Source organism: Actinomycetospora chiangmaiensis DSM 45062 (genome assembly GCF_000379625.1).
In the GTDB taxonomy this organism is placed as follows: Bacteria; Actinomycetota; Actinomycetes; order Mycobacteriales; family Pseudonocardiaceae; genus Actinomycetospora; species Actinomycetospora chiangmaiensis.
The window spans coordinates 141,685-166,317 of record NZ_KB903218.1 but is presented as its reverse complement, the minus strand read 5'-3'; the positions used below and the strand labels follow the sequence as shown (position 1 = coordinate 166,317).

Here is a 24,633-nt window from a genome sequence, read left to right as displayed (position 1 = left end):
CCGACCACGCTAGGACCGCCTCCCCCGCCCGGGAAGAGGGTGCGGGAGCCCGCCACGCCGGGCACGATCACCGGTCATGACGAGGGCGGTGCGGTTCTCCGAGCTGGGCGACCCGTCGGTGCTGCGGATCGAGGAGGTGCCCGATCCCGAGCCCGCGTCCGGCGAGCTCGTCGTCGACGTCGCGGCGATCGGCCTCAACCGCGCCGAGTCGATGTTCCGGCGCGGCACCTACATCGAGCAGGCGCGGTTGCCCGCGGGGCTGGGCTACGAGGCCAGCGGCACGGTGTCGGCGGTCGGCACGCCCGGGCGGTTCGCCGTCGGGGACCGCGTCAGCGTGGTGCCGGGCTTCTCCATGAACGACTACTCGGTGTACGCCGAGCAGGCCCTGGTCCCGGCGCGGGCGGTCGTCCCGCTGCCGGAGGGCACCTCCTGGATCGACGGCGCCGCCGTCTGGATGCCGTTCCTCGTGGGCTACGGCGGGCTCGTCGAGACCGGCGGGCTGAAGGCCGGCGACCACGTCCTGATCACGGCCGCCACCTCGAGCGTGGGGCTCGCGGCGATGGCGGTGGCCCGCCGGGTCGGGGCGATCCCGATCGCGACGTCGCGGTCCTCGTCGAAGGCGCAGCAGCTCCTCGACGCCGGCGCGGCGCACGTCGTCGCGACGGGAGAGGAGGACCTGGTGGACCGGGTCCTCGCCATCACCGACGGCCGCGGGGTGGAGCACGTCTTCGACGCCGTCGCGGGGCCCGGGGTGGCCGACCTGTGCCGTGCGACCGCGGCCGGCGGCATCGTCATGATCCACGGCCTGCTCTCGGGGCAGCCGACGATCTTCCCCGCCGAGACGTTGCCGGATCTGTGGATGCGCAGCTATACGCTCTTCGCGATGACGCACGACGAGGAGCGGCTGCGCCGCGCGGGCGAGTTCGTGGGCGCCGGGCTGCGCTCCGGGGACTTCGCGCCGCAGGTCGACCGGGTGTTCACCGGGCTGGACTCGATCGTGGAGGCGCACGAGTACCTGGAGTCGAACGCCCAGGTCGGGAAGATCGTGGTGACCCTTGAGCCGTAGCGGAGACAGCGGAGTTCCCGACGAGGCCGTGGCCTGGTTCCTCGACCACGTCCCGGACGTGTCCGGCGAGCCCGTGTTCCGGCGCATCACGGGCGGGCGCTCCAACCTGACCTACCGGGTGTCGGACGACGCCGGGCGCACCTGGGCGCTGCGGCGTCCGCCGCTCGGGGGCGTGCTGGAGACCGCGCACGACATGGGCCGCGAGTGGCGCTTCCTCTCCGCCCTGGCCCCCACCGACGTGCCGGTGCCCCCACCCGTGGCGTTCTGCGACGACCGCGACGTCGCCGGGGTCGACTTCTACGTCATGGACTTCGCGCCCGGCCGCGTGCTCAACAGTGTCGAGGACGCGGACTGGGTGACCTCCACCGACGTCAAGCGCCGCATCGGCGAGTCGACGATGGACGTGCTCGCCGCCCTGCACGCCGTCGAGCCCGCGGAGGTCGGGCTCGACGACCTCGCGCGCCCCGGCAACTTCGTCGAGCGCCAGCTCAAGCGCTGGCACCGGCAGGCGCACCAGTCCGCCGTCGAGGACCTCACCGCGATCGACCGCGCCCACCAGGCACTCGCCGAGCGCGTCCCCGAGCCGCCCGCCAACCGGATCGCCCACGGCGACTTCCGCACGGGGAACATCTCCTATCTCGACGACGGGTCCGCGGCGGCGGTCTTCGACTGGGAGCTCGCCACCATCGGCGACCCCTACTGCGACCTCGGGCACATCCTCGTCTCGTGGTCGCAGCCCGGGGACGAGGTCCCGGCCGCGTTGCCGAACCCGACGCAGCTCGGCGGCTTCCCCACCCGCGAGGACCTCATCGCCCGCTACGAGCAGGCGACGGGCGCGAAGCTGCCCGACATCGACTTCTACATCGCGTTCGCCCGCTGGCGCGCCGCCTGCATCCACGCCGGGGTGTGGACCCGCTACCAGGCGGGCGACATGGGCGAGGCCGCGGACGCCGACGAGGTCACCGGGCCCGACGCGATCGTGGCGCAGGCCGAGTCCGCCCTGGCGCAGCTGGGGCTCTGAGCGGCGGGCGTCCGCGGTCCACCCCCGAGTCGGAGGCACCCCATGAGGATCGTCGTCGACGATCTCCGCGGACCGCGGATCGCCCGCTTCCTGCAGGACCACCTCGACCACATGCGCGAGATCACGCCCGAGGGCAGCGTGCACGCGCTCGACCTTGACGCCCTGCGGGCCCCGGGGGTGACCTTCTGGACGGTGCTCGACGGCGACGAGGTGGTCGGGTGCGGCGCGCTGAAGCGCCTCGACGACACCGAGGGCGAGATCAAGTCGATGCGCAGCCACCCCGACCGGCGGCGCACGGGCATCGGGGCCCTGGTGCTCGAGCACATCCTCGCGGAGGCGCGGAACGCGGGCCTGTCCCGGCTCAGCCTCGAGACCGGCGCGACCGAGTTCTTCGTCGCCGCGCGGTCCCTGTACGCCAGATACGGGTTCGAGCCGTGCGGTCCGTTCGGCGACTACGGCGACGACCCGCACAGCGCCTACCTGACCCGGGCGCTCTGACCGACCGTCGAGCGGGTGCCGGCCCGGTCAGAACCGGCGCGCCCGCCGGAGCCGGGCCGGGCGCTCGACGAGGCTCAGCAGCCAGTCGCCGACGCTGTAGTCGATCCCGGCGGCCAGGGCGGGCAGGCGCAGCCAGGGCCCCCTCCCCCGGCTCGCGCGGGCGAGCTGGACGCGGTGCCACCCGGCGCCGACCGCCGCACCGAGCAGGGCCCGCACCGGCGCCGGTCCGCCGAGGCGCGGGGCCGGCCGGTCGAGGGTGTCGACCTCCCCGCGCACGAACCGACCGGCGAGCTCGGGTCGGACGGCGAGCGGCCGGCCCACCCCGACCGCGGCGCAGACGCCGGTCCGCAGCGCCTCGTCGACCTCCGTCCGCGACCGGAACCCGCCCGTCAGGACCACCGGCACGTCCACCTCGGCCGACAGCGCGGCCGCGGAGTTCCAGAACGGCGACTCGTGCTCCCCGGCCAGGTCCGCGCCCGACGCGTCCAGCCCCACCATCGCGGGCTTCTCGTAGTTGCCGCCCGAGACCTCCAGGAGGTCGACGCCCTCGTCGTCGAGCCACCCGCCCAGCTCCACGAGCTCGTCGTCGTCCCGCGCGTCGAGCTTCACCGCGACGACGGCCGTCGCCGGCAGCGCCCGCCGCACCCCCGCGACGACGCCGAGCAGGAACCGGGCGCGGTTCTCGAGGGAGCCGCCGTACGGGTCGGTGCGCCGGTTCGTCGTCGGGTCGAGGAAGCTCGAGAGCAGGTAGCCGTGCGCGGCGTGCACCTCGACGCCAGCGAACCCGGCGTCGACCACCCGGCGGGCGACCTCGACGAACCGCTCCTGCAGGTCGGCGATCTCCACGACCGACAGCGCCCGCGGCCGCGCGTACGCCCCGCCGAGCGCCACCGCCGGTCCCGACGACGGCCCCACCGGGTGCGGGTTGACGAAACGGGTCGTCTGCCGACCCGGGTGCGAGAGCTGCACGATCGTCGGCACCCCCGACGCGGCTTCCGCCCACCGTCGCAGCGCGGCATCGTCGGTCCAGGAGTCGACGACGACGTTGCGGGCCCGCTCCAGGTGCGCCCGGTCCACCATGACGTTGCCCGTGATCACCAGTCCGGGCCCGCCGGCCGCGGCGTCGCGGTACAGCCGCACGTGGCGCGGCGACGCGTCGCCGTGGCGGCCGGCGATGCTCTCGGTCATCGCCGCGCGCACGAGGCGGTTCGGCAGCACCGCACCGCACGGCAGCACGAGGGGCTCGGAGAGGCTCACACCACGCCTAACCGCCCACCGACGGAAAACGGTGCGCCCTCCTGCCGCGCCGGCGCGACCGGCTCGCGGCCGACGTCGCAACCGTGGGGCCGCTCACGCCGTGCGTGCCGTCACGATCCGGCAGCGAGCGGGGCCGTCGCGGGCACCATCCCGTGTCAGCCGGGTTCGACGAGGAAGCCCGGGACGCCCCGCAGTCGTCGTCCACCACCGACGGCCCGATTGCCGGAGGTGGCCGATGTTCGGCACCTGCTCGTTCTGTTCCGCCACCCGCCCCGGGCGGCTCGCCCCCGTCCCGCACGAGGCGCACTGCCCCACGGGTTCGCGCCCGCCCCGACGGCTCGACCGCGACGACGCGGTGTTCTGGCGGCACCCCGACCTGGTCGACCTCGACCTGGCGTGCGCCTTCTGGTGGCCGTCCACGTCCTGATGCGCCGCGCCGGCTGATCCCTGTGCGTGGCGCACACAGTCCGCGGCACACCCGCCGTATCGCGGCGGCATCTAACGCGTGACGCGCACAATCCGGCGGGGAGCACGTCCGGTTGGGGCGACCCCTGTGCGTGGCGCGCACAGTTCCGCGGCTGGGCCGCCTTGGTAGGGCGACACCTGCGCACGACGTACACACTTCGGCGGAGGAACGCAGTGGCTGCGGCGATCCCGCACGAGCCCACTTTGGTGGGGGAACGCATCGGCCGCGGGAACACCGGCGTAGGGCGCACCGTTCGGTCGAGGGTTCGCCCCAATTCCGAGCGTGATCACGACTTCGGGTACGACACGCGCAAGCGTCGATGCGACTCGCCTCCGAAGTTCGCATATTTGATCACGCGGGCCGGACCTCCACCCGAGGTCCGTGCGTGACGCGCATAGGTCCTCGCGGTCGATCACGGGTGCGGCCGAGATGTGCGCGTGGCGCGCAGGGGTCACCAGGGTCGACCGCGGATGCGGCCGAAGTGTGTGCGCCCCGCGCAGGGGTCGCCAGGGTCGATCGCGGCCCGCACCTCTCCCACGAACGGCACCGGACACACCGTGGCCATCGGACACGGCGGCGACGCAAGAACGTCCGGGCACCCGCAGGTCCCCGGACCTCGGGCCCCGTTCAGGCCTGCGCGCCGACGACCTCCGACAGTCGTGCCGCCGCGAGTTCGCGCACGAGGAACCGCTGCACCTTGCCCGTCGCGGTGCGCGGCACGGCGTCGATCTCCAGGACGTGCCGCGGCTTCTTGAACGACGCCAGGCCCTCCCGGCACCACGCGATGAGTGCCTCCGGGTCCACGACGGCGCCCTCCGCGGCGACGACGCAGGCCACCGTGCGGTCGAGCCCGTCGTCGTCGGGAACACCCACGACGACCACCTCGGCGACCGACGGGTGCAGCACCAGCCGCTCCTCGACCTCCATCGGCGTCACCCAGATGCCGCCGACCTTGAGGACGTCGTCGGTGCGCCCGAGGCACTGGTAGGTGCCGTCGGGGTTGCGGACGTAGGTGTCGCCGGTGCGCATCCACTCGCCCTCGAACACCCGGCGGTTGACGTCGGTGCGGCACCAGTAGCCGGTGCACAGCGAGTCGGCGCGCAGGTAGAGCGTGCCCTTCTCGCCGTCGGCGACCACCGACCCGTCCTCGGCCCGGATCTCCACCTCGTAGCCCGGGACCGGTACGCCCGACGTGCCCGGGGCGACCTCGCCGGGGCGGTTCGACAGGTAGATGTGCAGCGCCTCGGTGGAGCCGATGCCGTCGAGCACCTCCACGCCGAAGCGGTCGCGCATCCCGAGGACCATGCGGGCGGGCAGTGCCTCCCCCGCGCTGACGCCCTGCCGGACCCGGCGGAACGTGTCGTCGGGCAGGTCCGACGCGAGCAGCGGGCCGTACACGCTGGGGCTGCCGTAGAACAGGGTGACGGGGTGCTCGGTGACCACCGCCGCGATCGCGGCCGGCGACGGCCGCCCCGGGGAGAGCACCGAGGAGGCGCCGACCGACAGCGGGAAGAACATCGAGTTCCCGATGCCGTAGGCGAAGAACAGCTTGGCCACCGAGAAGCACACGTCGTCGGCCCGGATGCCGAGCACCTGAGCGCCGTAGGTCTCGCACACCGTGCGGAGGTCGGCGTGCCGGTGCATCGCGGCCTTCGGCGTGCCCGTCGTCCCCGACGTGTAGAGCCACAGCGCGGGCGACTCGTCCCAGGTGGCGTAGAGCCCGTCGTCGAACCCGTAGCCGGTCGCCGCGAGGTCGGTCCAGTCCCGGGTGCGGACCGGGTAGCCGTCCATCGGAGCCGCGTCGTCGCAGGGCACGCCGGCCGGGGTGACGACCACGTCGGCGAGGTCGGGCGCACCGTTCTCGACGGCGAGCTGCACGGCCGCCCGCGTGACCTCACCGAACTCCGGCGAGCAGAGCAGGACCGGCGCGCGGGAGTCGATCACCAGCTTCGCGAGCTCCGGGCCCCGCAGCATCGTCGAGACCGGGACCGCGACCGCCCCGATGCGCATCGCGGCGAGGATCGCGGTGAACAGCTCGACGCCGTCCGAGCAACACATCAGCACCCGCTGCTCGGGCCGCACGCCGAGCCCCCGCAGCCCGGCCGCGACCGTGCGGACCTCGGCCGCGACCTCGGCGTACGTCAGCTCCCGCACACCGTCGGGCGTCAGCGCCCGGACGGCGACCCGCGACCCGCCGTCGGGAAGGTGTCGATCGAGCAGGTAGTGCGACGCGTTGAACCGCTGGTGGTGGGACAGCACGGGGAGCTCCCTCCGGTCGCCTGTGAGCACTATCCCGTGCCCGGACACGGAAAAGTACTCACAGGGCGAAGCCACCTAGTGGAAGTGCACGTACTCGAAGTCGACGGGCTTGTCGTTGATCCCGGTGGACGGCGGAGCGATCCAGCTCGCGATCTTCCCGGGCTCCAGCACGGGGTGCATGAGGCTCCGGACGTGGGTCTTGTCGAGCTCGGTGGGCAGCCACGAGTCCTTGCGGGCGTTCCAGTCGGACTCGCTGACGACCTTGCCGTCGGGCGTGATGTGGGCGCCCGCGAAGGCGCCGACCTGCCGGTTGAACCCGACGTGGGGCAGATAGAGCTCGGCGTCGATCCCGGCCTTCTGCAGGATGCGGTTCCAGCGCTTGAGCCCGGTCCTGCAGTCGTTGATGTACTCGTGGCGCAGGTCCTGGTTCAGCGCGAGCAGCGCCGGGACCTCGTTGCGGCTGATCTGCCCGTCGCGGAAGGCATCGACGTGGCCGGCGTCGTCGGTCAGCCGGTGGTCGTCCTCGCGGCGCTCCTCCTGCCAGCGGCCCTTGATGCCGGCGGTGAAGTAGTTCGCGGCGTTGGTCGAGGACTCGTTGCCGAAGAGGTCCAGCGACACCGTGTAGTGGAAGTTGATGTACTTCTGGATCATCGTCAGCGGGATGCCGCCGGCGCCGGCGACCTCCTCGGTGTCGTGGGTCTGCATGAGCTCCGCGGTGCGGCGGACCACGCGGTCGATGCCGGTGGTGCCCACGAACATGTGGTGGGCCTCCTCCTTGAGCATGAACTCGCAGGTGCGCGACAGCGGGTCGAAGCCCGACTCCTTCAGCGTGCCGAGCTGGTACTTGCCGTCCCGGTCGGTGAAGTAGGTGAACATGTAGAACGACAGCCAGTCCGGGGTCTCCTCGTTGAAGGCCCCGAGGATGCGCGGCGAGTCGTCCGAGCCGGAGTTGCGCGCCAGCAACTGGTCGGCCTCCTCGCGCCCGGCCCGCCCGAAGTAGGCGTGCAGCAGGTAGACCATCGCCCAGAGGTGACGGCCCTCCTCGACGTTGACCTGGAACAGGTTCCGCATGTCGTAGAGCGACGGCGCGGTCGCGCCCAGGAAGCGCTGCTGCTCGACGGACGCGGGCTCGGTGTCACCCTGGATGACGATGAGGCGCTGCAGGTCGGCCCGGTACTCGCCGGGCACCTCCTGCCAGACCGGCTCGCCCTTGTGCTCGCCGAAGGCGATGGTGCGGTCCGGGTCGTGCTCGGAGAGGAAGACGCCCCAGCGGTACTCGTTCATCGGGACGTGGTCGAAGTGCGCCCAGCCGTCGCGGCCGACGTCGACCGCGGTGCGCAGATAGACGTCCTTGGTGTCGACGGCGGGGCCCATGTCGCCCCACCAGTCGAGGAAGTTCGGCTGCCACCGCTCGAGGGCGCGCTGCAGCTTGCGGTCGCCGGCGAGGTCGACGTTGTTCGGGATCTTGGCGTCGAAGTCGATCTTCGGTCGCGCACTGGTCATCGCTGCTACACCCGCTTCTGGTCGAAGTCGGCCTTGCGGCCGGTGCCGTACTTGCGCAGCGCGCCCTCGGGGCCGCTCGCGTTGGGCCGGACGAAGATCCAGTTCTGCCACGCCGTGAGGCGGCCGAAGATCCGGGTCTCCATGGTCTCGGGGCCGACGAACCGGTAGTTCGCCTCCATGCCGGTCAGGGCGTCGGGGGACAGCGAGGCCCGCTCCTCGAGCAGGATGCGGATCTCGTCGGTCCAGTCGATGTCGTCGGGGGCGTCGGTGACCAGGCCCGCGTCGTCGGCGTCGGCGCCCGTCAGCGGCGTGTCGAGCGGGATCGCGTCCAGCGACTCGCCGTAGAACCGGGACTCCAGCCGGGACAGCCCGTTGCCCATCGGGAACGTCCCGAACTGCGCCGTTGTGACGACGAGCGTGGCCGGCTCGGTCGCCTCGGCGCCGCTGGGCAGCGTGGCGTCCTCGGCCTCCTCGAAGGTGCCCTCGAGCATGTACTGGCGGTCGCACGCGAGGGCCAGCTCCAGGAACGGCCCCGCGAAGCAGCTGCCCGGCTCGATGAGCGCGATGAGGCTGCGGCTCGTGACGTCGAGGCGCTTGAAGGTCCGCTTGAGGTACCGCGTGGTCTCGGCGACGAGCCAGTCGTCCTGGTGCCCGGCGATGAGCCGGTCGGCCGCGAGGGCGTTCCCGACGGCGCCCTCCGTGAGGATCAGCCAGGTGCCGATCTCGAGCTCGTTGGTGCGCAGCCGCAGGATGGCGTCGTCGAGCTCGCGGACGATCGCGAGGAGCGGGTGCTGCACGCCCTGCTCGTGGAGCTGGGCCGGGTCGTCGCTCATCTCTGGCACCGCGACCACGAGCGTGGCGGTCCGGGCGTCGCGGTCGATCGTGACGCGGACGTGGTCGTAGGTGATCGCGTCGTCGGTGACGGTGCGCTGCAGCGGGGTGAGGGTGACGCCCTGCGCGTCGGCCGGCCGGTCGCCCTTGAGCTCCTCGCGGCGCTCGGCGACGACGCGGTCCCACTCCCGGCGCGCGACCGCCTCGTCGACGAGCTTCCACTCCACGGCCTTGCGCCCGCCGAAGCCCTCGGACTTCGTCGCGAACACGTCGGCGCGGTCCTTGCGCACCTTGCGCTTGTCGATCACGCGGGTCAGGCCGCCGGTGCCGGGGAGCACGCCGAGCAGCGGGACCTCGGGGAGGCTGACGGCGCTCGACCGGTCGTCCACCAGCAGGATGCGCTCGCACGCCAGGGCCATCTCGTAGCCGCCGCCCGCCGCGGTGCCGTTGAGCGCGGCGATCCACGTCTGCCCGGCCGCGGACATGTCCTCGATGCCGTTGCGCGTCTCGTTGGTGAACTTGCAGAAGTTCACCTTCCACGGGTGGCTCGACGCGGCCAGCATGCGGATGTTCGCGCCGGCGCAGAAGTTCGAGTCCTTGCCGCTGGTCAACACGATGCTGCGGACCTGCGGGTACTCGAAGCGCAGCCGCTGCGTGAGGTCGTAGAGCTCGATGTCGACCCCGAGGTCGTACGAGTTCAGCTTCAGTTCGTAGCCCGGGACCAGGCCGCCGGCCTCGTCGACGTCGAGGTACACCGTCGCGGTGTCGCCCTCGACCGTGAACCGCCAGTGCCGGTAGCGGTCCGGGCTCGTGTCGAAGTCGACCTGCGGGACCCGCTCGGGGGCCACCGTCTCGTTGACCGGCTCGTCCAACACCGTCACCGTGGGACCTCCCCTTGTCGTCCGGCCCACATTCTACGACGCTGTGACGCAGTGGGGAAGACCCGTAGACATTCATGGAGGTGGTCGAGGGTGACCGACTGGACGTGGACCGCGGAGCCGACGCCGGTGTGGGACGCCGCGAAGGCCGACGCCTTCTCCCCCGCCGGCCCGGGCCTGCACGGGCTCGGATCGCCGGCGGACGGCGACGCCCTGGGCGACGCGTGGTGGCGGGTCTCGACGGCTGACGGCGAGACCACCGCGTTCGGCCGGCTCGACGACACGTGGGGCGACGCCGAGGTGCTCGTCGCCGTGGTCCCGGCGTTCCGCGGGCACGGCGTGGGGTCCTGGGCGATGAACCGGCTCGCCGACGAGGCGGCCGCCCGCTCGCTGAACTACGTCTACAACGTCGTGCCCGAGAACCACCCCGACCGCGAGGGCGTGCAGGCCTGGCTCGCCGCGCAGGGCTTCGACTCCCGCGAGACCGGGGAGCTCCGCCGTCGGGTGCGGGTGACCGACCGGGCTGTCACCCCGTCGTCCTGATCCTGACGAACGAGTCGTTCGTGGCACCTGTGTGCACGAACGACCCGTTCGTCAGGTTCACATCGTCCGCGCCCCGTCGATCGCCTCGCGCAGGAAGTCGGCGTGCCCGGCGTGCTGCGCGGTCTCGGCGACGACGTGCATCGCCACCCGGCGCACCGACCGCGTGGCGCCCGGCGTGAACCACGGCGCCTCCGGGAGCGGCCACGAGACGTCGAGGTCGGCCGTCGCGACGTAGGCGTCGGTCTCGTCCGCGACCTTCGCGTAGTACGCCAGCATCCCGTCGAGCGTCTCGTCGCCGAGCAGGTTGAACTCGTCGTGGCGCATGTCGCCGGACGCGATCCGCTCCTGGATCACCGGGTCGGTCATGTCGACGTCCGGCCACTCCATCGGCATCGCCGACGGGCCGCGCTTCGCGAACTCCAGCCAGCCCGCCTCGGTCTGCGCGACGTGCTTCACCAGCCCGGCGAGGTTGAGCAGCGAGAACGTCGTCCGGGTCCTCGCCTGCTCCTCGGTGAGCCCCTCCAGCGTCCGCAGGAAGAGCGCACGGTGCATCTGCAGGGTCTCGACGAGGTCGCGCCGCTCGCCGGTCAGGGTGCTCGGGTCGGTGCTCATGGCCGGTTCCTCCCGGATCGTTGCTGGGTGGGAGAACCGTAGCGAGGGAGGCGGTCAGCTCCGGTCCTCGTCAGGAGAACGTCCGACGACGGATCACGGGGCCAGCCGGACCGCCGACACGCCCCGCGAGGTCGGCAGGAACAGCGCGTTGCCGCTCACGGCCGGCGTCGCGAACCGGGTCGCGTCCCCGACCGACAGCGTCGCGCGCTGCGTCCCCGTCGCCGCGTCGAGCCCGATCAGCGCGCCGTCCTGCTGGAGCGACCACACCGTGCTGCCGACGATCACCGGGGAGCCGGTCACCTGGGCGGGCGCCCGCCACCCGGCGGCCATCGCCCCGTCGGGACCGACCCGCACCTGCAGCAGGCCCGAGCTGCACGGCAGGTAGGCGACCGCTCCCCCGCCCTGCACGGGCGCGGCGGCCCCGCCGCCGTAGGACTCGCAGCCCTGCAGCGCGGCCTTCTGCCCACCGACGCCGCCGAGCCCCGACAGGTCGACAAGGAACACCCCGCCGCCCTTCCCGGCGGTGACCGCGAGGTGGGTGCCGGGCAGGAGCACCGGGCCGGTCGAGCCGAGGTCGGCGTCGACCGAGTTCTCCTGCGCCCAGTCGACGGGCGCGAACCCGTCGACGAGCGCCAGGGACGACGAGAGCCGCAGCAGCGAGTCGCTGTGGTCCCAGTCCCCGGACGTCGCCTCCCCGTTGCCCGTCGTCACGACGACGTCGCCGTTGGGCAGGCCCGCCGGACCGGAGGCCGACCAGATGCCGGCCTCGCGCCCGGTCGGGACGACAAAGGTCGTGGCCGCTCCGCCGCCCGCCGTCGGGAGCCCGACGACGCTCCCGCGGTACTGCCCGCAGTCGCCGTAGTTGCCGCCGTACGGGACGTAGACGGTGCCGCGCGACACGAGGAGGGCGCCGCGCTGGAGGTGGGTGGCCGGGTCGACGCCGGGCACGTCGGCGTCCCGGCGGCTCCGGACGGCGCCGTTCGCGGGGTCGACGGCGTAGAGCTCGTGGCGCACGCCGGCCTCGGTGGTCGCGACGAAGACCTGGGCGGTGGCCGGGTCGAACACGGGCGAGCCGGTGATGCCGATCGGGTCGATGTCCCCGCAGGGCAGCGCGGACTGGGGCAGCGGATCGGCCAGGTGGGTCCGCCACCGCACCGCCCCGCTCACCGCGTCGAGGCCGTAGACCGAGCCGCCCTCGGTCGCGGCGACGACCTCGCCACCCACGACGACCGGGCTCCCGTAGACCTTCCCGTCCAGCGGGGTCTGCCAGGCCAGGGCCGGCGACGACGGGTCGGGACCGGCCGCGACGTAGCCGTCGCGCGCGGCGTCCCCGTGGTAGGTCGTCCAGTCCGCTCCCGGGCGCACCCCGCCGGACGGCGCCGCGGTGGCGGGCGCCGCGCCGGCGACGGGCGGCAGGACCAGTCCGGCCCCGGAGGCCGGCACCTCCGGCGCGGGGTAGGGCGCCACGGTCGCGGGCGCCGAGGCCGGCGCGGGCGGCGAGCCGGTCGAGCACCCCGCCACCACCGACACCGCTGCGAGGGCGACACCCAACCGCCGTCCGAGGCTCGTCACGAACCGAGATCGTGCTCCGGTCGCACGCGATCCGCCGTCCGGGGCCCGCTCATCTCGGCTGACAGGGTGCTCGAGTGCGGCGAAGTGCGTCGCCGGTGACGCATTCCGCCGCACTCCGCCCCGAGCTGGAGATCCCATGGATCCGCGGGCGCCCGGGCACCGTCAGAACCCGTGTGAGCCTCGACGAGAAGCGTCTCCACCGGACCGTGCGCGACCAGGACGGCGCCATCAGGCTGGACCAGGCCCTCGCGTGCGGCTACAGCCACACGACCGTGCGCCGCAAGGTGGCCGCCGGCGAGTGGACCCGGCTCGCGCACCGGGTCTACCTGGTCGGATCGCACCGGCGGACGCCGACGGTCCTCGTCCGGGCCGCCCTGCTCTCCCTGGGCGGGGACGCCGTCCTCGTCGGTCCGGCCGCCGCCTGGTGGCACGGACTGACCGACCGGTGCCCGGACGTCGTCGACGTCGCGGTCCCGCCCCGTCGTCAGCACCGGACGCGACCCGGCATCCGCATCGTGCGGCGCGTGGTGCCGCGGGCGGCGAGCGACACGAAGCGCGGTGTCCGGGTGACCACGCTCCCGCACACCGTGCTCGACACGGCCGCCGCGCTGGGTCTGGTCGAGGGCGCGCGCGTCATGGACACGGCGCTGCAGCGCGGGGCGGTCGCGCTCCCGATCCTCGAGCGACTGCACGAGGGCCGCGCTCGACGACGAGGGAACCCGGTGGTCACGCGACTCCTGACCCTCGCCGCGGGGGGAGCGGTCTCGGAGGCCGAACGGCGCGCGCACCGCTGCATGACGGCCGACGGCATCACGGGCTAGACCGCGAACCTCGACCTGGACCTCCCCGGGTTCGGGCGGGTGGTGGCCGACGTGGTGTTCCGGCGCGAGAAGGTCATCGTCGAGATCGACGGCTGGGCCTACCACCGCGACCTGCGCGCCTTCCTCCGCGACGCCCGGCGGCAGAACGCCCTCATGGCCGCCGGGTGGATCGTCGTCCGCACCAACTGGCACGAATTGACCGGCTCGCCCGAGGTGTTCGTCGACGGCCTACGCCGGGTCCTCGCCGCGCGCGTCTGATCGGCGAGTGCGGCGCAGTGCGTCAGTGGTGACGCAGATTGCCGCACTCCGTCGTCAACCCGAGAGCACCGCGAGCTGGACCGCTGCGACCTGCTGCCCCAGGGCCCGCGGAGTCAGCGGACCGTCGGCGTGGAACCACTTGTAGGCCCAGTTCGCGGCGCCGAGGCAGGTGTTGACGTAGACCTTGGGCGACATCGCGAGCTCGGCGCCGCTCGCCGCCAGGTGCGCCTCGACGGCCTCGAGCACCACGGCCTCGAAGGCGCGGCGCCGCTCGAGGATCGGGCGCGCGAGCTCGGGCGGGAGCTCCGACTCCTCCTCGAAACAGATCTTCAGCAGGTCCCGGTGCTCGCAGGTGTAGGCGACCCGCTCCACGATGAGGGCGCGCACCGCGTCGAGGGGGGTCGGCGCCGACGCGACGATCGCGCGCGCCGACGCGAGGCTCTCGTCGAGGACCTGCTCGTAGATCTGCACGAGCAGGTCCTGCTTGGTGGCGACGTAGTGGTAGAGCGTCGGCTTGGACAGCCCGACCCCGGCGGCCACGTCGTTCATCGAGGTCGCCCGGTAGCCGCGACGGCTGAACACGCCGACGGCCGCCGCGAGGATGCGCTGCCGCTGCTCCTCCGCGCGGCTGCCGTTCGCTCGCGGTGTCACGTCCGACGACCCTAGACGGTTGACCTCCGGCTGTGACCCGGCCTACTTTCGCCCGACCGGTCGGTCGAGACCGATCGGGCAACGGGAGGAGCAGCGTGGCGTTCGAGCTCGACGAGGTGCACGAGGACTTCCGGGCGACGGTCCGTCGCTTCACCGACGAGCGGGTGCGCCCCGTCGTCGCGGAGTCCGAGCGCGAGGGCCACCCGCCGGAGCGGCTGTGGAAGGAGATGGGCGCGGCCGGTCTCCTCGGCCTGCTGACCCCGGCCGAGTTCGGCGGGTCGGCGGGCGACGGCGGCGAGAACACCGCCGTGACCGTCCTCGCCGAGGAGCTCTCCCGCGCCTGCGGCGGCATCGCCGTCGGCGCGCTCGTCAGCGCCTACATGGCGGGCCCCCACCTGGTCCGCTACGGCACCCCGGCCCAGCAGCAGGACTGGGTGGAGCGGATCGCCGCCGGGACCGCGATCGCGTCGATCGCCGTCACCGAGCCCGGCGCCGGCTCCGACGTCGCGGGCATCACGACGAAGGCCACCCGCACCGAGACGGGCTGGCGGCTCGACGGCCGCAAGATGTACATCACGAACGCCGGCATCGCGGACGTCCTGGTGATCGGCGCCCGCACCGACGCCACCGGCCACCGCGGCATCACCACGTTCGTCGTGCCCGCCGACACCCCGGGCCTGTCGGTGGGGCAGCCGCTGCGCAAGCTCGGCTGGCACTCCTCGGACACCCGCGAGGTGGTCCTCGACGGCGTCGAGCTCCCGGCGGACGCCGTCCTCGGCACCGAGAACCGCGGCTTCTACCAGATCATGGCGGCCTTCCAGCTCGAGCGCGTCGTGCTCGCGGCGATGGGGCTGGGCCACGCGAGCGAGGCGCTCACCATGGTCATCGAGTACGTGAAGGGCCGGGAGGTCGCGGGCGCCCCGCTCACCAACCTCCAGACCGTCCGGCACCGGATCGCCGCCGCGGAGATCGAGCTCGAGGCCGCCCGGGCGCTGACCTACCAGGCCGCTGACCGCCTCGACCGCGACCACCCCGAGGCCGGCCGCTCGGTCGCGGCGGCCAAGTACTTCGCCGCGAAGGTCGCCGACCACGTCGTCGACGAGGCGCTGCAGCTCTTCGGCGGCGCCGGCTACCTCGAGGAGACGCCGATCGTGCGCCACGAGCGCGACGTCCGGATCCTGCGCATCGGCGGCGGCACCGACGAGATCCAGCTGGAGATCCTCTCGAAGCGGCTCATCCCGTGACGGGGACGGCGAACGGACTCCGTCCGGGGAGGGAGGTGTCGGCGCCCGTCCCCCCTGGGGCGCCGGCACCTCCCTCGGCGGACGACATCCTCGCGGCCGCCGAGCGGGCACGCCGGGGTGGCGACACCAGCCGCTACCCGGGCACCCTCACCGCCCGGGAACGCCTCGCGGTGCTGCTCGACGAGGACTCCTTCGTCGAGGACGGCCTGCTCGCGGGCCCGCTGCCCGCCGACGGCGTGGTGACCGGCGTCGGCACGGTGGACGGCCGGCCGGTCGCGGTGATCGCCCACGACTTCGGGGTGAAGGCCGGCTCGTGGGGGCAGCAGACCTGCGAGAAGCAGATCCGCATCCTCGAGCGGGCCGACCGGGACCTGCTGCCGGTCTTCTACCTCGTCGACTCCGCGGGCGGCCGGCTCACCGAGCAGATGGGGTTCTTCCCCGGACGCCGGGGTGCGAGCGCCATCTTCCGGCTGCAGGTCGCGCTCTCGGGGCGGGTCCCCCAGATCTGCTGCCTGCACGGGCCGTCGGCGGCGGGCGGCGCCTACATGCCGGCGTTCACCGACTGGGTCGGGATGGTCGAGGGCCGCGCGTCGATGTTCCTCGCGAGCCCCCGGGTGGCCGAGAAGGTGACCGGGGAGCGCACCACCGAGGAGGAGATGGGCGGCGCGCGCATGCACGCCGAGGTCTCCGGGTGCGGCGACTCGGTGTTCGACGAGGACTGGCAGGCCGTCGCGGCGGCCCGGCTGCTGTTCTCCTACCTCCCGTCGGACTGGACCGCGCGACCCGCCGTCGTCGAGGCCCGGGCCCCGGAGAAGGACGACTGGGAGGGCGTCATCCCCGCCGACCCGGTGACCGGGTACGACGTGATCGAGGTGATCGACCGCGTCGTCGACGCCGGCTCGTTCTTCGAGATCAAGCCGGACTGGGCGCCCGAGATCGTGGTGGGGCTCGCGCGGCTCGAGGGCCGCGTCGTGGGGTTGATCGCCAACCAGCCGAGCGTGCGTTCGGGTGCGATCCACGTCGACTCCGCCGACAAGGCCGCCCGCTTCATCTCCTGGTGCGACGCCTTCAACGTCCCGCTGGTGTTCCTGCAGGACGTCCCCGGCTTCATGGTGGGCGTGGCGGTCGAGCGGCAGGGCATCATCCGGCACGGCGCGAAGCTGATCGCCGCGATGAGCTCCGCCGAGGTGCCGAAGTTCTCGGTGATCCTGCGCAAGGCCTACGCGGCGGGGTTCTACGCGATGTGCGCGCCCGGCTTCGAACCGCGCGCCACGATCGCCCTTCCCAGCGCGTTCATCGGCGCGATGGGCCCGGAGGCGTCGGTCAACGCCGTCTACGCCCGCAAGATCGCCGACATCACCGACGAGACCGAGCGCGAGGCGTTCGTCGCGGCCCGGGTCGAGGAGCACCGCGCCGAGATCAACCTCCTGCGCATGGGCTCCGACCTCGTCGTCGACTCGGTGGTGCCCGGCGAGGGACTCCGCACCGAGCTCGCCGTCCGGATGCGCCACGCCGACGGCTGGACCCGTTCGGCCCCGCGCCGCCACCACCTCGTCAGCCCCGTCTGATCCCGCCCCTGAGGAGGAGCCGATCATGGACGATTCGCTCGGTGCCCTGATCTCCGCCCCGCTGCTCCCGCTGCGCCCCGAGCAGCGCTCGGAGCGGTACACGGCGGAGATCGCGCACGCCCGCGCGCTGCACGACGCCGACCCCGACGACTACTGGGCCTGGGTGGCCGAGCAGCACCGCTGGCTGCAGCCCTACGACACGGTGCGCACGGGCGAGCTCGGCGACTTCACCTACTTCGACGGCGGCCGGATCAACGTCGCCGACAACTGCGTCGACCGGTGGGCCGAGTCCACCCCGGACCGGCCCGCCGTGGTGTGGGAGGGCGAGCCCGGGGACTCCCGCACGCTGACCTACGCCCAGCTGGCCGACGAGGTGTCGCGGCTCGGCGCCGGGCTCACCGCCCTCGGGGTGGGCCGCGGCGACGTCGTCGCGATCTACATGCCGAACCTCGTCGAGGCGTTCACCGCCATCCACGCCTGCAACCGCATCGGCGCGATCTACACCGTGCTGTTCTCCGGCTTCGGGCGCGACGCGGTGGCGTCCCGGCTGGCCTCGGCCCGCGCCAAGGTGGTCGTCGTCGCGGACGCGATCTACCGCCGCGGCAAGCCGGTACCCCTGCTCGACACGCTCCGCGCGGCCCGCCCGGACGCCCCGACGCTCGAGCACGTCGTGGTGGTCGACCGCACCGGCAACGGCGTCCCGCTGCAGGACGGCGAGACCGGGTACGCGGCGCTGGTCGAGGCGCACCCCGAGGGCAGCGAGCTGGTCCCCCTCGACCCGAACGAGCCGGCGTTCCTCATCTTCACCTCGGGCACCGAGTCGAAGCCCAAGGGCGTGGTGCACTCGGTCGGCGGGTTCCTCCTGGGCACCTGGGCGAACGCGCACTGGCAGACCGCGATCACCGACGACGACGTGTACTGGGTGGCCGCGGACGTCGGCTGGCTGACGTTCCCGATCCAGGCGGTGATCGGCGGCCTCGCCAACGGCGCCACGATCGCCTGCTACGAGGGCGCGCTGGACACCCCGACGACGGCGCGCTTCTACGAGGTCTGCGAGAAGCACGGGGTGACCAAGGTGCTGTGCGCCCCGACGGTGCTGCGGATGCTGCGCAAGTTCGGCGACACGCTCGCCCACGACCACCCGCTCCCCCGGCTCTCCCTCATCACGGTGCAGGGCGAACCCCTCGACGGCGAGACCTTCACCTGGACCACCGAGACCCTCGGCGTCCCCGTGGTCAACGCCTACGGCCAGACCGAGACCGGGTCGACCTGGACCTACCCCGTGGCCGGCGTGGACGACCTGAAGGCGGGCTCCACGGGCACCACGCTGCCCGGCCACGCCTGCGAGGTCGTCGACGACGACGGGCGTCCGGTCCCGGCGGGCACCAAGGGCAACCTCGTCATGACGAGGCCCTTCCCGACGCTGGCCCGCACGGTCTGGGACGACCACGACCGCTACCTCTCGACCTACTTCGCGCGCTTCCCCGGCCGCTACGCCACGAACGACGAGGCCGTGGTCGACCACGACGGGCACCTCTGGGTGCTCGGGCGCGCCGACGACGTCATCAACGTCGCCGCGCACCGCCTCTCGACGATGGAGATCGAGGCCGTGGTGGGGTCGCACCCGCGGGTCGTCGAGGCCGCCGTCGTCGGGGTCCCGGACGACACCAAGGGCACGGTGCCGGTCGCCTTCGTGACGACGACGGGCGGGGCCGACGACATCGCCCGCGAGGTCACCCAGCTCGTCGGCGACACCATCGGCGGGCTGGCCCGACCCGACCGGGTCGTCGTCACCGGCGCGATGCCCAAGACGCGCACCGGGAAGATCATGCGGCGGCTCATGCGCGAGGTGCTGCTGTACGGCGAGGCGCGCAGCGACACGTCCGCGCTGGAGGACCCGTCGTCGCTCGACGTGCTGCGGGAGGCTGTGCGGTCATGAACGCGACACGTGGCGAAGCGGAGCTGGCGCCGGCATGAGTGGACTCTGGTTCGAGGACCTGAAGCCCGGGCTCGTCGTCGAGCACGCGACCCGGCGCACGATCACCGAGACCGACAACGTCCTGTTCACGACGATGACGATGAACCCGGCGCCGCTGCACCTCGACCACGACTACGCGTCGCGGACGGAGTTCGGCCGCCCGCTGGTCAACAGCATGTTCACGCTGGCGCTGGTCGTCGGGCTGAGCGTGCCGGAGCTGACCCTGGGCACGATCGTCGCGCAGCTCGGGCTCACCGACGCGGTGTTCCCGAAGCCGGTGTTCCCCGGCGACACCGTCCGGGTGTCGACGGAGGTGGTGGAGGCGCGCGAGTCGCGGTCGCGGTCCGACGCGGGCATCGTGATCTTCGCCCACCGCGCCGAGAACCAGCGCGACGAGACCGTCTGCACCGTGCGACGGACGGGCCTGATGCACCGGAGGCCCTCGTCGTGACCGTGCCGCGATCGCTGCTCTTCGTCCCCGGCGGTCGCGCCGACATGATCGCGAAGGCGCCGCGGTCCTCCCCCGACGCCATCGCGGTCGACCTCGAGGACGCCGTCGCCGCCGACGACAAGGTCGCGGCCCGTCGCACCGCCACGGAGAATCTTCCTGACGCCGGGTCGCTCGTCCTGGTCCGCGTCAACCCGCCCGCGACGCCGTGGCACGACGACGACGTCGAGGCGGTCGCCGCGACGGCGGCCGGGGTCGTGCTCCCGAAGTACGAGGACCCGGCGCAGCTGCGGGACCTGCGCGCTCGCATCGGCGACCGCCCCGTCGTCGTCGGGATCGAGACCGCGCGCGGCGTCGCGCGTGCGCGGGACCTGCTCGACGGCGCGGACGTGACCGCGGCGTACTTCGGCGCCGAGGACTACATCGCCTCGATCGGCGGGCGCCGGACGCCGTCGAGCCACGAGGTGCTGTTCGCCCGCTCCGAGGTCCTGCTCGCGGCCCGGCTGGCGGGCGTGGGCGCGCTGGACCAGGCGGTGGTGAACGTCCGCGACACCGACTTCTTCCGCCGCGACGCCGGCGAGGGCCGCGACCTCGGGTACGACGGCAAGATCTGCATCCACCCGACGCAGGTGACGCTCGCGCACGAGGTGTTCACGCCCTCCGAGGAGGAGGTGGCGCACGCGCGCGACGTGGTCGAGGCGGGCCGGGCCGGGGTGGGCGTGGTGAACGGCGAGATGGTCGACGACGTGCATCTCCGAATGGCCGCGGCGACCCTCCAGCGGGCAGGAGACGCAGCGGAGCGGAGCTCGACCCGGGTGGACGGCGCGGAGGCGTGAAACTCGGGCTCATGCTGGCGACCGACACCGAGGACGTCCCCGCCGCCGCACGGTGGGCCGAGGACGTCGGGTTCGACCTCGTCGCGAGCGGCGAGCACATCCTGTTCGGCAGCCCCACGTCGAACGCGTTCGTCTCCCTCGCCGCCGCCGCCGCGGTGACCTCGCGGGTGCGGCTGCTCTCGGCGGTGACCCTGCTGCCGCTCTACCCGGCGGCCCTCGCGGCGAAGCTCGCGGTGTCGGTCGACCGGGTCTCGGGCGGGCGGTTCGAGCTCGGCGTCGGGGTCGGCGGGGAGTTCCCGGCGGAGTTCGAGGCGGTCGGGGTCCCGGTGAGCTCGCGGGGCCGGCGGACCGACGAGGCGCTGCCGACGGTGCGGGCCTACCTGCGCGGCGATGCCGTGGCGGGTCACGCGATGGACCCGCCGCCGGTGCGCCCGGTGCCGATCTGGATCGGCGGCCGTTCCGAGGCGTCGATGCGCCGCGCCGGGCGCGCGGGCGACGTGTGGATGCCCTACCTGTGCTCGCCGGACCGGGTCGCCCGCGGCCTGCGCGTGGTCCACGACGTCGCCGCCGAGCAAGGCCGGGGACCGGTCGCGGGCGGCGTGCTCGCGTGGTCGGCGGTGGCGGGCTCGCGCGCGGCGGCGCGCGAGCTCGCCGTCCGACGGCTCCGCGAGATCTACGGGCAGGACATGGACCGCATCGTCGACGCGTGCGTGCCCTACGGGACGCCGGACGACGTCGCCGCGCGGCTCCGGGAGTACGCCGACGCCGGCGCGGAGCACGTGCTCTACGGGCCGTTGAACCCGGACCGGGAGCTGGGCGCGGAGCTGAGCGCGGCGGTGGCCGCGCTTCGATAGGTCACCGCGCCCGGCGAGACGTCACCCACGGGGCTCCGGAACAGCGGCCGGGCCGCATGAGTGACGTCTCGACGCCCGCCGATCGCTACCAGCGGTCCCCGCCGCGGTCGTCGTCGCCCTGCTGGTCGTAGCCGCGCTGGTCGTAGCCGCCCTGCTGGTCGTCGTCGCTCGCGCCGTAGCCCTGCTGCTCGCCGTACCCGCGCTGCTCGCCGTAGCCCTGCTCGTCACCGAAGCCACGCTGCTCGCCGAAGCCGCCGCGCCCGCCGTAGCCCTGCTGCTCGCCGAACCGGTCCTGCTGGTCGTAGCCACCCTGCTGCTGGCCGTACCCGCGCTGCTCGCCGTAGCCGCCGCGCTCGCCGTAGCCCTGCTGCTCGCCGAACCGGTCCTGCTGGTCGTAGCCCCGCTGCTCGCCGTAGCCGCCGCACTCGCCGTAGCCCTGCTGCTCGTAGCCACCCTGCTGGCGCCCGAACTGGTCCTGCTGCTGGCCGAAGCCCTGCTGCTGGCCGTCACCACGCTGCTCGTAGCCGCCGCGCTCGCCGTAGCCCTGCTGGTCGTCACCAGTCTGCTGGCGCCCGAACTGGTCCTGCTGCTGGCCGAAGCCCTGCTGCTGGCCGTAACCCTGCTGCTGGCCGTAGCCCTGCTGCTGGCCGAACTGGTCCTGCTGGCCGTAGCCACCCTGCTGCTCGGGCCCGCGCCCGCCGTCGGGCTGCCGGTCGAGGTGGTCCTGGTAGCCGCCGTTGTCGAGGTGGTTCGGGTCGATGCCGAGGCTCTGCAGCAGTCCGCCGTGCTGCTCGGTGTCGACGTGGCCGCCCTGACCGAGCAGCCCGCCGAGCATCTCGCCCGCACGTCCCTGGTCCCCGCCGAGCTGTCCGACGAGGTTCATGATCCGCTGCGGATCGAACAATCCCATGACCGACTCCGTGTCCTTTCGTTCAGGCGTGTTCGAGGGCGTCGCCGAAGGCCGCGAGGCTGCGCCACCGGTGGACGTGGGAGAGGACCCGTCCGACCCCGAGTACCGCCACCAGCGGCCACTCGAGCGCACCGACCACCCCGAGGGCCACGAGCCCGCCGACGAAGGCCAGCTCGTCGGCCGACGGCAGCGGCACCTCCCCGATCCCCGGCACCTCGACGCGCAGCGTGTGCACCTCCTGGGCGGCCCGCACCGCCGCCGACACGGCGGTCGGCGCCGAGCCGGACGACGCGGTGGTGGTGGGGCCGGGGGTCGCTGCGGAGGTCACGGGCCGGACCGTAGCGCCGTCGGGCGCGGGGCGGCAGGGTCGGAGTGCGGTCACAGGGAGGTCACAGGAACCGGGTGTGACCGGACGCACCCGCGTACCAGATAGTAGGACTTCCGAGTAACCACGGGGCCGGGTGACCGTGGAGAGGACGACCTCCCCCGACCGTCTCGCGAGGCATCCTCTTGGGCTCGATCAGCACCGGTCACCACGCCGCTCTCCTCGGGCTGGGCGCCTACCGCCCCCGCCGCGTGGTCACCAACGACGAGGTGTGCGAGCACCTCGAGGTCGACGCCGCCTGGGTCCACGCCCGCTCCGGCATCTCGACCCGGCGCATGGCCGAGCCCGACGAGACCGTCGTGACGATGGCCGCCGCCGCGGCCCGGGATGCGCTCGCCGCCGCGGGGATCGCCCCGGGTGACGTCGCGGTGACGCTCGTGGCGACGATGTCGGCGGACACCGGGTGCCCGCAGGTCGGCACGCGGGTCGCCGCCGAGATCGGGGCGGTGAACGGCGCGGCGATGGACGTCGGCGCGGCGTGCGCGGGGTTCTGCTACGCCCTCGAGGTGGCGGCCTCCCTGGTCGACGCGGGTCACGGGGCGGTCCTGGTGATCGGCGTCGAGCGGATGACCGACATCGTCGAACCGACCGACCGCTCGACGGCCTTCCTCTTCGGGGACGGGGCGGGAGCGGCGGTGGTGGGGGCGTCGGTCGAGCCCGGGATCGGGCCGGCCGCATGGGGCGCGGACGGCAGCCAGGCCGATCTCATCGCGCAGTCGGTCCCCTGGGCGGAGGCGTACGCGAGCGGCGAGCGGCCCGCACTGCGGATGCAGGGGCCGGCGGTGTTCCGCTGGGCCACGTCGCGGATGGTCCCGCTCGTGTTCGAGGCCCTCGACAAGGCCGGCTGCAAGCCCGAGCAGCTCGAGGCCTTCGTCCCCCATCAGGCCAACGCCCGGATCACCGACGGACTGGTCAAGGCCCTCGCCCTGCCCGACCACGTCGCCGTGGCGCGCGACGTCGCGGTCTCCGGCAACACCTCGGCGGCCTCGGTGCCGCTCGCGATGCACGAGGTCCTGACGACGGGTCGGGCCCGCCCCGGCGACCTCGCCCTGCTGTGCGGGTTCGGGGCGGGCCTGACGTTCGCCGCGCAGGTGTGTGCGCTGCCGCGCACGTGAGCACTTTCCGTGCCTATGACCACGGAAAGTGCTCACGAGGCGGAGCCACCTACCGGTGTCCGGCGATCCCGCGCGGCTCGTAGGTCTCCGACAGCTCGGTGAGCTCGTGCTCGTCGAGCTGCAGGTCCACCGCGGCGATGCCCTCCTCGAGGTGCTTCAGCTTCGTCGCCCCGATGATGGGTGCGTCGACGACCGGCTGGGCCAGCACCCACGCCAGCGCCACCTGCGCCCGGCTGACGCCACGCTTGTCGGCGATCTCGGCGACCTTCTCGACGATGTGCCGGTCGGAGTCGCGGTAGAGCGTCTTGCCGAACTCGTCGGTGTCGCCGCGGGTGGTGGTCTCGTCCCAGTCGCGGGTCAGCTTGCCGCGCGCGAGCGGGCTCCACGGGATGGTGCCGACGCCCTCGTCGAGGCAGAGCGGGTTCATCTCCCGCTCCTCCTCGCGGTAGAGCAGGTTGTAGTGGTTCTGCATCGTCACGAACCGCGCCCAGCCGTTGGCGTCCTGCAGGTGCAGGGCCTTCGCGAACTGCCACGCGAACATCGACGAGGCGCCGATGTAGCGGGCCTTGCCCGACTTCACGACGTCGTGGAGCGCCTCGAGGGTCTCCTCCAGCGGCGTCTCGGGGTCGAACCGGTGGATCTGGTAGAGGTCGACGTAGTCCATGTTCAGCCGACGCAGCGAGTGGTCGATCCCGGTCATGATCGCCTTGCGCGAGAGGCCGGCCCCGTTGGGCCCGGACCGCATCCGGTTGAACACCTTGGTCGCGACGACGATCTCGTCGCGGTCGGCCATCTCGTTCAGCCAGCGACCGGTGATCTCCTCCGACGTCCCCTGCGAGTAGACGTCGGCGGTGTCGAAGAAGTTGATGCCGGCCTCGAGCGCGGCGGAGAAGAACGGCTTGGCCTCGTCCTGCGGCAGGGCCCACGGCCAGCGGTCGTTCGGCTCGCCGTAGCTCATGGTGCCCAGGCAGATGCGCGAGACGTCCAGGCCGGTCGACCCGAGCTTCGTGTACTCCATGCCTCTCGTCTACCCGCGCTCCCGAGCCGCCGCACCCGTCG

At 73.2% G+C, this 24,633-nt stretch carries 24 protein-coding genes; 14 read left to right on the top strand and 10 right to left on the bottom strand.

Annotated features, from left to right (window positions below):
• Positions 1-76: 76 nt before the first annotated feature.
• The 3 genes from A3CO_RS0105460 to A3CO_RS0105450 are packed head-to-tail and all read left to right on the top strand — an operon-like array spanning position 77 to position 2,585.
• The gene (locus A3CO_RS0105460) at positions 77-1,066 is read left to right on the top strand and encodes a zinc-dependent alcohol dehydrogenase family protein (protein WP_026204304.1); all 990 of its coding nucleotides are present in this window, start codon (positions 77-79) and stop codon (positions 1,064-1,066) included.
• Positions 1,056-2,087, top strand: a complete 1,032-nt coding sequence (locus A3CO_RS0105455) for a phosphotransferase family protein (protein ID WP_033413716.1) — start codon at positions 1,056-1,058, stop codon at positions 2,085-2,087. Before A3CO_RS0105460 ends, A3CO_RS0105455 begins: the two co-directional genes overlap by 11 nt.
• Before the next feature lie 42 nt (positions 2,088-2,129).
• Positions 2,130-2,585, top strand: a complete 456-nt coding sequence (locus A3CO_RS0105450) for a GNAT family N-acetyltransferase (protein WP_018331223.1) — start codon at positions 2,130-2,132, stop codon at positions 2,583-2,585.
• A gap of 27 nt (positions 2,586-2,612) precedes the next feature.
• Here the strand turns inward: A3CO_RS0105450 and A3CO_RS30240 are convergent, their stop codons facing one another.
• A complete protein-coding gene (locus A3CO_RS30240) occupies positions 2,613-3,842 on the bottom strand; it encodes an oxidoreductase (RefSeq protein ID WP_018331222.1) in 1,230 nt (409 codons plus the stop codon).
• Positions 3,843-4,077: 235 nt separating this feature from the next.
• Between A3CO_RS30240 and A3CO_RS0105440 the strand changes: the two genes are divergently transcribed.
• Positions 4,078-4,269, top strand: coding sequence for a hypothetical protein (locus A3CO_RS0105440; RefSeq protein WP_018331221.1), 192 nt, complete (start codon positions 4,078-4,080; stop codon positions 4,267-4,269).
• 666 nt (positions 4,270-4,935) lie between these two features.
• Here A3CO_RS0105440 and A3CO_RS0105435 read toward each other — a convergent pair.
• From A3CO_RS0105435 to boxC, 3 genes are all read right to left on the bottom strand, one after another.
• The gene (locus A3CO_RS0105435; protein WP_018331220.1) at positions 4,936-6,567 is read right to left on the bottom strand and encodes a benzoate-CoA ligase family protein; all 1,632 of its coding nucleotides are present in this window, start codon (positions 6,565-6,567) and stop codon (positions 4,936-4,938) included.
• Positions 6,568-6,642: 75 nt separating this feature from the next.
• Positions 6,643-8,070, bottom strand: coding sequence for a benzoyl-CoA 2,3-epoxidase subunit BoxB (gene boxB / locus A3CO_RS0105430; protein WP_018331219.1), 1,428 nt, complete (start codon positions 8,068-8,070; stop codon positions 6,643-6,645).
• 5 nt (positions 8,071-8,075) lie between these two features.
• Entirely contained in the window at positions 8,076-9,782 is a 1,707-nt protein-coding gene (gene boxC / locus A3CO_RS0105425) for a 2,3-epoxybenzoyl-CoA dihydrolase (RefSeq protein WP_018331218.1), read from the bottom strand.
• A 90-nt stretch (positions 9,783-9,872) separates the two neighbouring features.
• Here boxC and A3CO_RS0105420 point away from each other — a divergent pair, with 90 nt between their 5' ends.
• Positions 9,873-10,322 (top strand): GNAT family N-acetyltransferase, encoded by a 450-nt coding sequence (locus tag A3CO_RS0105420; protein ID WP_018331217.1) that lies wholly within the window; start codon positions 9,873-9,875, stop codon positions 10,320-10,322.
• A gap of 57 nt (positions 10,323-10,379) precedes the next feature.
• Here the strand turns inward: A3CO_RS0105420 and A3CO_RS0105415 are convergent, their stop codons facing one another.
• Both A3CO_RS0105415 and A3CO_RS0105410 read right to left on the bottom strand, forming a co-directional pair.
• The gene (locus A3CO_RS0105415) at positions 10,380-10,934 is read right to left on the bottom strand and encodes a DinB family protein (protein WP_018331216.1); all 555 of its coding nucleotides are present in this window, start codon (positions 10,932-10,934) and stop codon (positions 10,380-10,382) included.
• Positions 10,935-11,027: 93 nt separating this feature from the next.
• Complete coding sequence (locus tag A3CO_RS0105410; protein ID WP_084681579.1) at positions 11,028-12,506, bottom strand: outer membrane protein assembly factor BamB family protein; 1,479 nt, start codon at positions 12,504-12,506, stop codon at positions 11,028-11,030.
• Positions 12,507-12,679: 173 nt separating this feature from the next.
• Here A3CO_RS0105410 and A3CO_RS34900 point away from each other — a divergent pair, with 173 nt between their 5' ends.
• Both A3CO_RS34900 and A3CO_RS35340 read left to right on the top strand, forming a co-directional pair.
• A complete protein-coding gene (locus A3CO_RS34900) occupies positions 12,680-13,327 on the top strand; it encodes a type IV toxin-antitoxin system AbiEi family antitoxin domain-containing protein (protein ID WP_018331214.1) in 648 nt (215 codons plus the stop codon).
• 39 nt (positions 13,328-13,366) lie between these two features.
• Positions 13,367-13,585 carry an endonuclease domain-containing protein gene (locus A3CO_RS35340; RefSeq protein WP_018331213.1) on the top strand — a complete coding sequence of 73 codons (219 nt, stop codon included), beginning with the start codon at positions 13,367-13,369 and terminating at the stop codon, positions 13,583-13,585.
• A gap of 54 nt (positions 13,586-13,639) precedes the next feature.
• Here the strand turns inward: A3CO_RS35340 and A3CO_RS0105395 are convergent, their stop codons facing one another.
• Complete coding sequence (locus A3CO_RS0105395; protein WP_018331212.1) at positions 13,640-14,236, bottom strand: TetR/AcrR family transcriptional regulator; 597 nt, start codon at positions 14,234-14,236, stop codon at positions 13,640-13,642.
• 95 nt (positions 14,237-14,331) lie between these two features.
• On the opposite strand from A3CO_RS0105395, the gene A3CO_RS0105390 reads away from it, so the two are divergent.
• From A3CO_RS0105390 to A3CO_RS30230, 6 genes are read left to right on the top strand one after another with little or no spacing between them, the layout of a single operon-like run.
• Positions 14,332-15,480, top strand: a complete 1,149-nt coding sequence (locus A3CO_RS0105390) for an acyl-CoA dehydrogenase family protein (RefSeq protein WP_018331211.1) — start codon at positions 14,332-14,334, stop codon at positions 15,478-15,480.
• A gap of 35 nt (positions 15,481-15,515) precedes the next feature.
• Complete coding sequence (locus tag A3CO_RS0105385; RefSeq protein WP_018331210.1) at positions 15,516-17,048, top strand: acyl-CoA carboxylase subunit beta; 1,533 nt, start codon at positions 15,516-15,518, stop codon at positions 17,046-17,048.
• A gap of 25 nt (positions 17,049-17,073) precedes the next feature.
• Positions 17,074-18,987, top strand: coding sequence for an AMP-binding protein (locus A3CO_RS0105380; protein WP_018331209.1), 1,914 nt, complete (start codon positions 17,074-17,076; stop codon positions 18,985-18,987).
• A 34-nt stretch (positions 18,988-19,021) separates the two neighbouring features.
• Positions 19,022-19,477 carry a MaoC family dehydratase gene (locus A3CO_RS0105375; protein ID WP_018331208.1) on the top strand — a complete coding sequence of 152 codons (456 nt, stop codon included), beginning with the start codon at positions 19,022-19,024 and terminating at the stop codon, positions 19,475-19,477.
• Positions 19,474-20,310 (top strand): HpcH/HpaI aldolase/citrate lyase family protein, encoded by an 837-nt coding sequence (locus A3CO_RS0105370; protein WP_018331207.1) that lies wholly within the window; start codon positions 19,474-19,476, stop codon positions 20,308-20,310. The genes A3CO_RS0105375 and A3CO_RS0105370 overlap by 4 nt, the downstream gene beginning before the upstream one ends.
• Before the next feature lie 11 nt (positions 20,311-20,321).
• Complete coding sequence (locus A3CO_RS30230; protein WP_157647087.1) at positions 20,322-21,164, top strand: LLM class flavin-dependent oxidoreductase; 843 nt, start codon at positions 20,322-20,324, stop codon at positions 21,162-21,164.
• An 85-nt stretch (positions 21,165-21,249) separates the two neighbouring features.
• Here the strand turns inward: A3CO_RS30230 and A3CO_RS34895 are convergent, their stop codons facing one another.
• Complete coding sequence (locus tag A3CO_RS34895; RefSeq protein WP_051085851.1) at positions 21,250-22,074, bottom strand: hypothetical protein; 825 nt, start codon at positions 22,072-22,074, stop codon at positions 21,250-21,252.
• Positions 22,075-22,096: 22 nt separating this feature from the next.
• A complete protein-coding gene (locus A3CO_RS30220) occupies positions 22,097-22,402 on the bottom strand; it encodes a hypothetical protein (RefSeq protein ID WP_018331205.1) in 306 nt (101 codons plus the stop codon).
• Between the two features lie 182 nt (positions 22,403-22,584).
• On the opposite strand from A3CO_RS30220, the gene A3CO_RS0105350 reads away from it, so the two are divergent.
• The gene (locus A3CO_RS0105350; RefSeq protein WP_018331204.1) at positions 22,585-23,574 is read left to right on the top strand and encodes a beta-ketoacyl-ACP synthase 3; all 990 of its coding nucleotides are present in this window, start codon (positions 22,585-22,587) and stop codon (positions 23,572-23,574) included.
• 49 nt (positions 23,575-23,623) lie between these two features.
• On the opposite strand, the gene A3CO_RS0105345 is transcribed toward A3CO_RS0105350, so the two are convergent.
• Entirely contained in the window at positions 23,624-24,592 is a 969-nt protein-coding gene (locus tag A3CO_RS0105345; protein ID WP_018331203.1) for an aldo/keto reductase, read from the bottom strand.
• Between the last annotated feature and the right edge of the window lie 41 nt (positions 24,593-24,633).

Excerpts from the sequence above, each read along its gene's own strand:
- A3CO_RS0105460 (WP_026204304.1), top strand. The coding sequence starts at position 77 with ATGACGAGGGCGGTGCGGTTCTCCGAGCTGGGCGACCCGTCGGTGCTG.
- A3CO_RS0105450 (WP_018331223.1), top strand. The coding sequence starts at position 2,130 with ATGAGGATCGTCGTCGACGATCTCCGCGGACCGCGGATCGCCCGCTTC.
- A3CO_RS0105440 (WP_018331221.1), top strand. The coding sequence starts at position 4,078 with ATGTTCGGCACCTGCTCGTTCTGTTCCGCCACCCGCCCCGGGCGGCTC.
- boxB (WP_018331219.1), bottom strand. The coding sequence starts at position 8,070 with ATGACCAGTGCGCGACCGAAGATCGACTTCGACGCCAAGATCCCGAAC.
- A3CO_RS0105415 (WP_018331216.1), bottom strand. The coding sequence starts at position 10,934 with ATGAGCACCGACCCGAGCACCCTGACCGGCGAGCGGCGCGACCTCGTC.
- A3CO_RS0105380 (WP_018331209.1), top strand. The coding sequence starts at position 17,074 with ATGGACGATTCGCTCGGTGCCCTGATCTCCGCCCCGCTGCTCCCGCTG.
- A3CO_RS0105375 (WP_018331208.1), top strand. The coding sequence starts at position 19,022 with ATGAGTGGACTCTGGTTCGAGGACCTGAAGCCCGGGCTCGTCGTCGAG.
- A3CO_RS30230 (WP_157647087.1), top strand. The coding sequence starts at position 20,322 with ATGCTGGCGACCGACACCGAGGACGTCCCCGCCGCCGCACGGTGGGCC.
- A3CO_RS34895 (WP_051085851.1), bottom strand. The coding sequence starts at position 22,074 with ATGGGATTGTTCGATCCGCAGCGGATCATGAACCTCGTCGGACAGCTC.
- A3CO_RS0105345 (WP_018331203.1), bottom strand. The coding sequence starts at position 24,592 with ATGGAGTACACGAAGCTCGGGTCGACCGGCCTGGACGTCTCGCGCATC.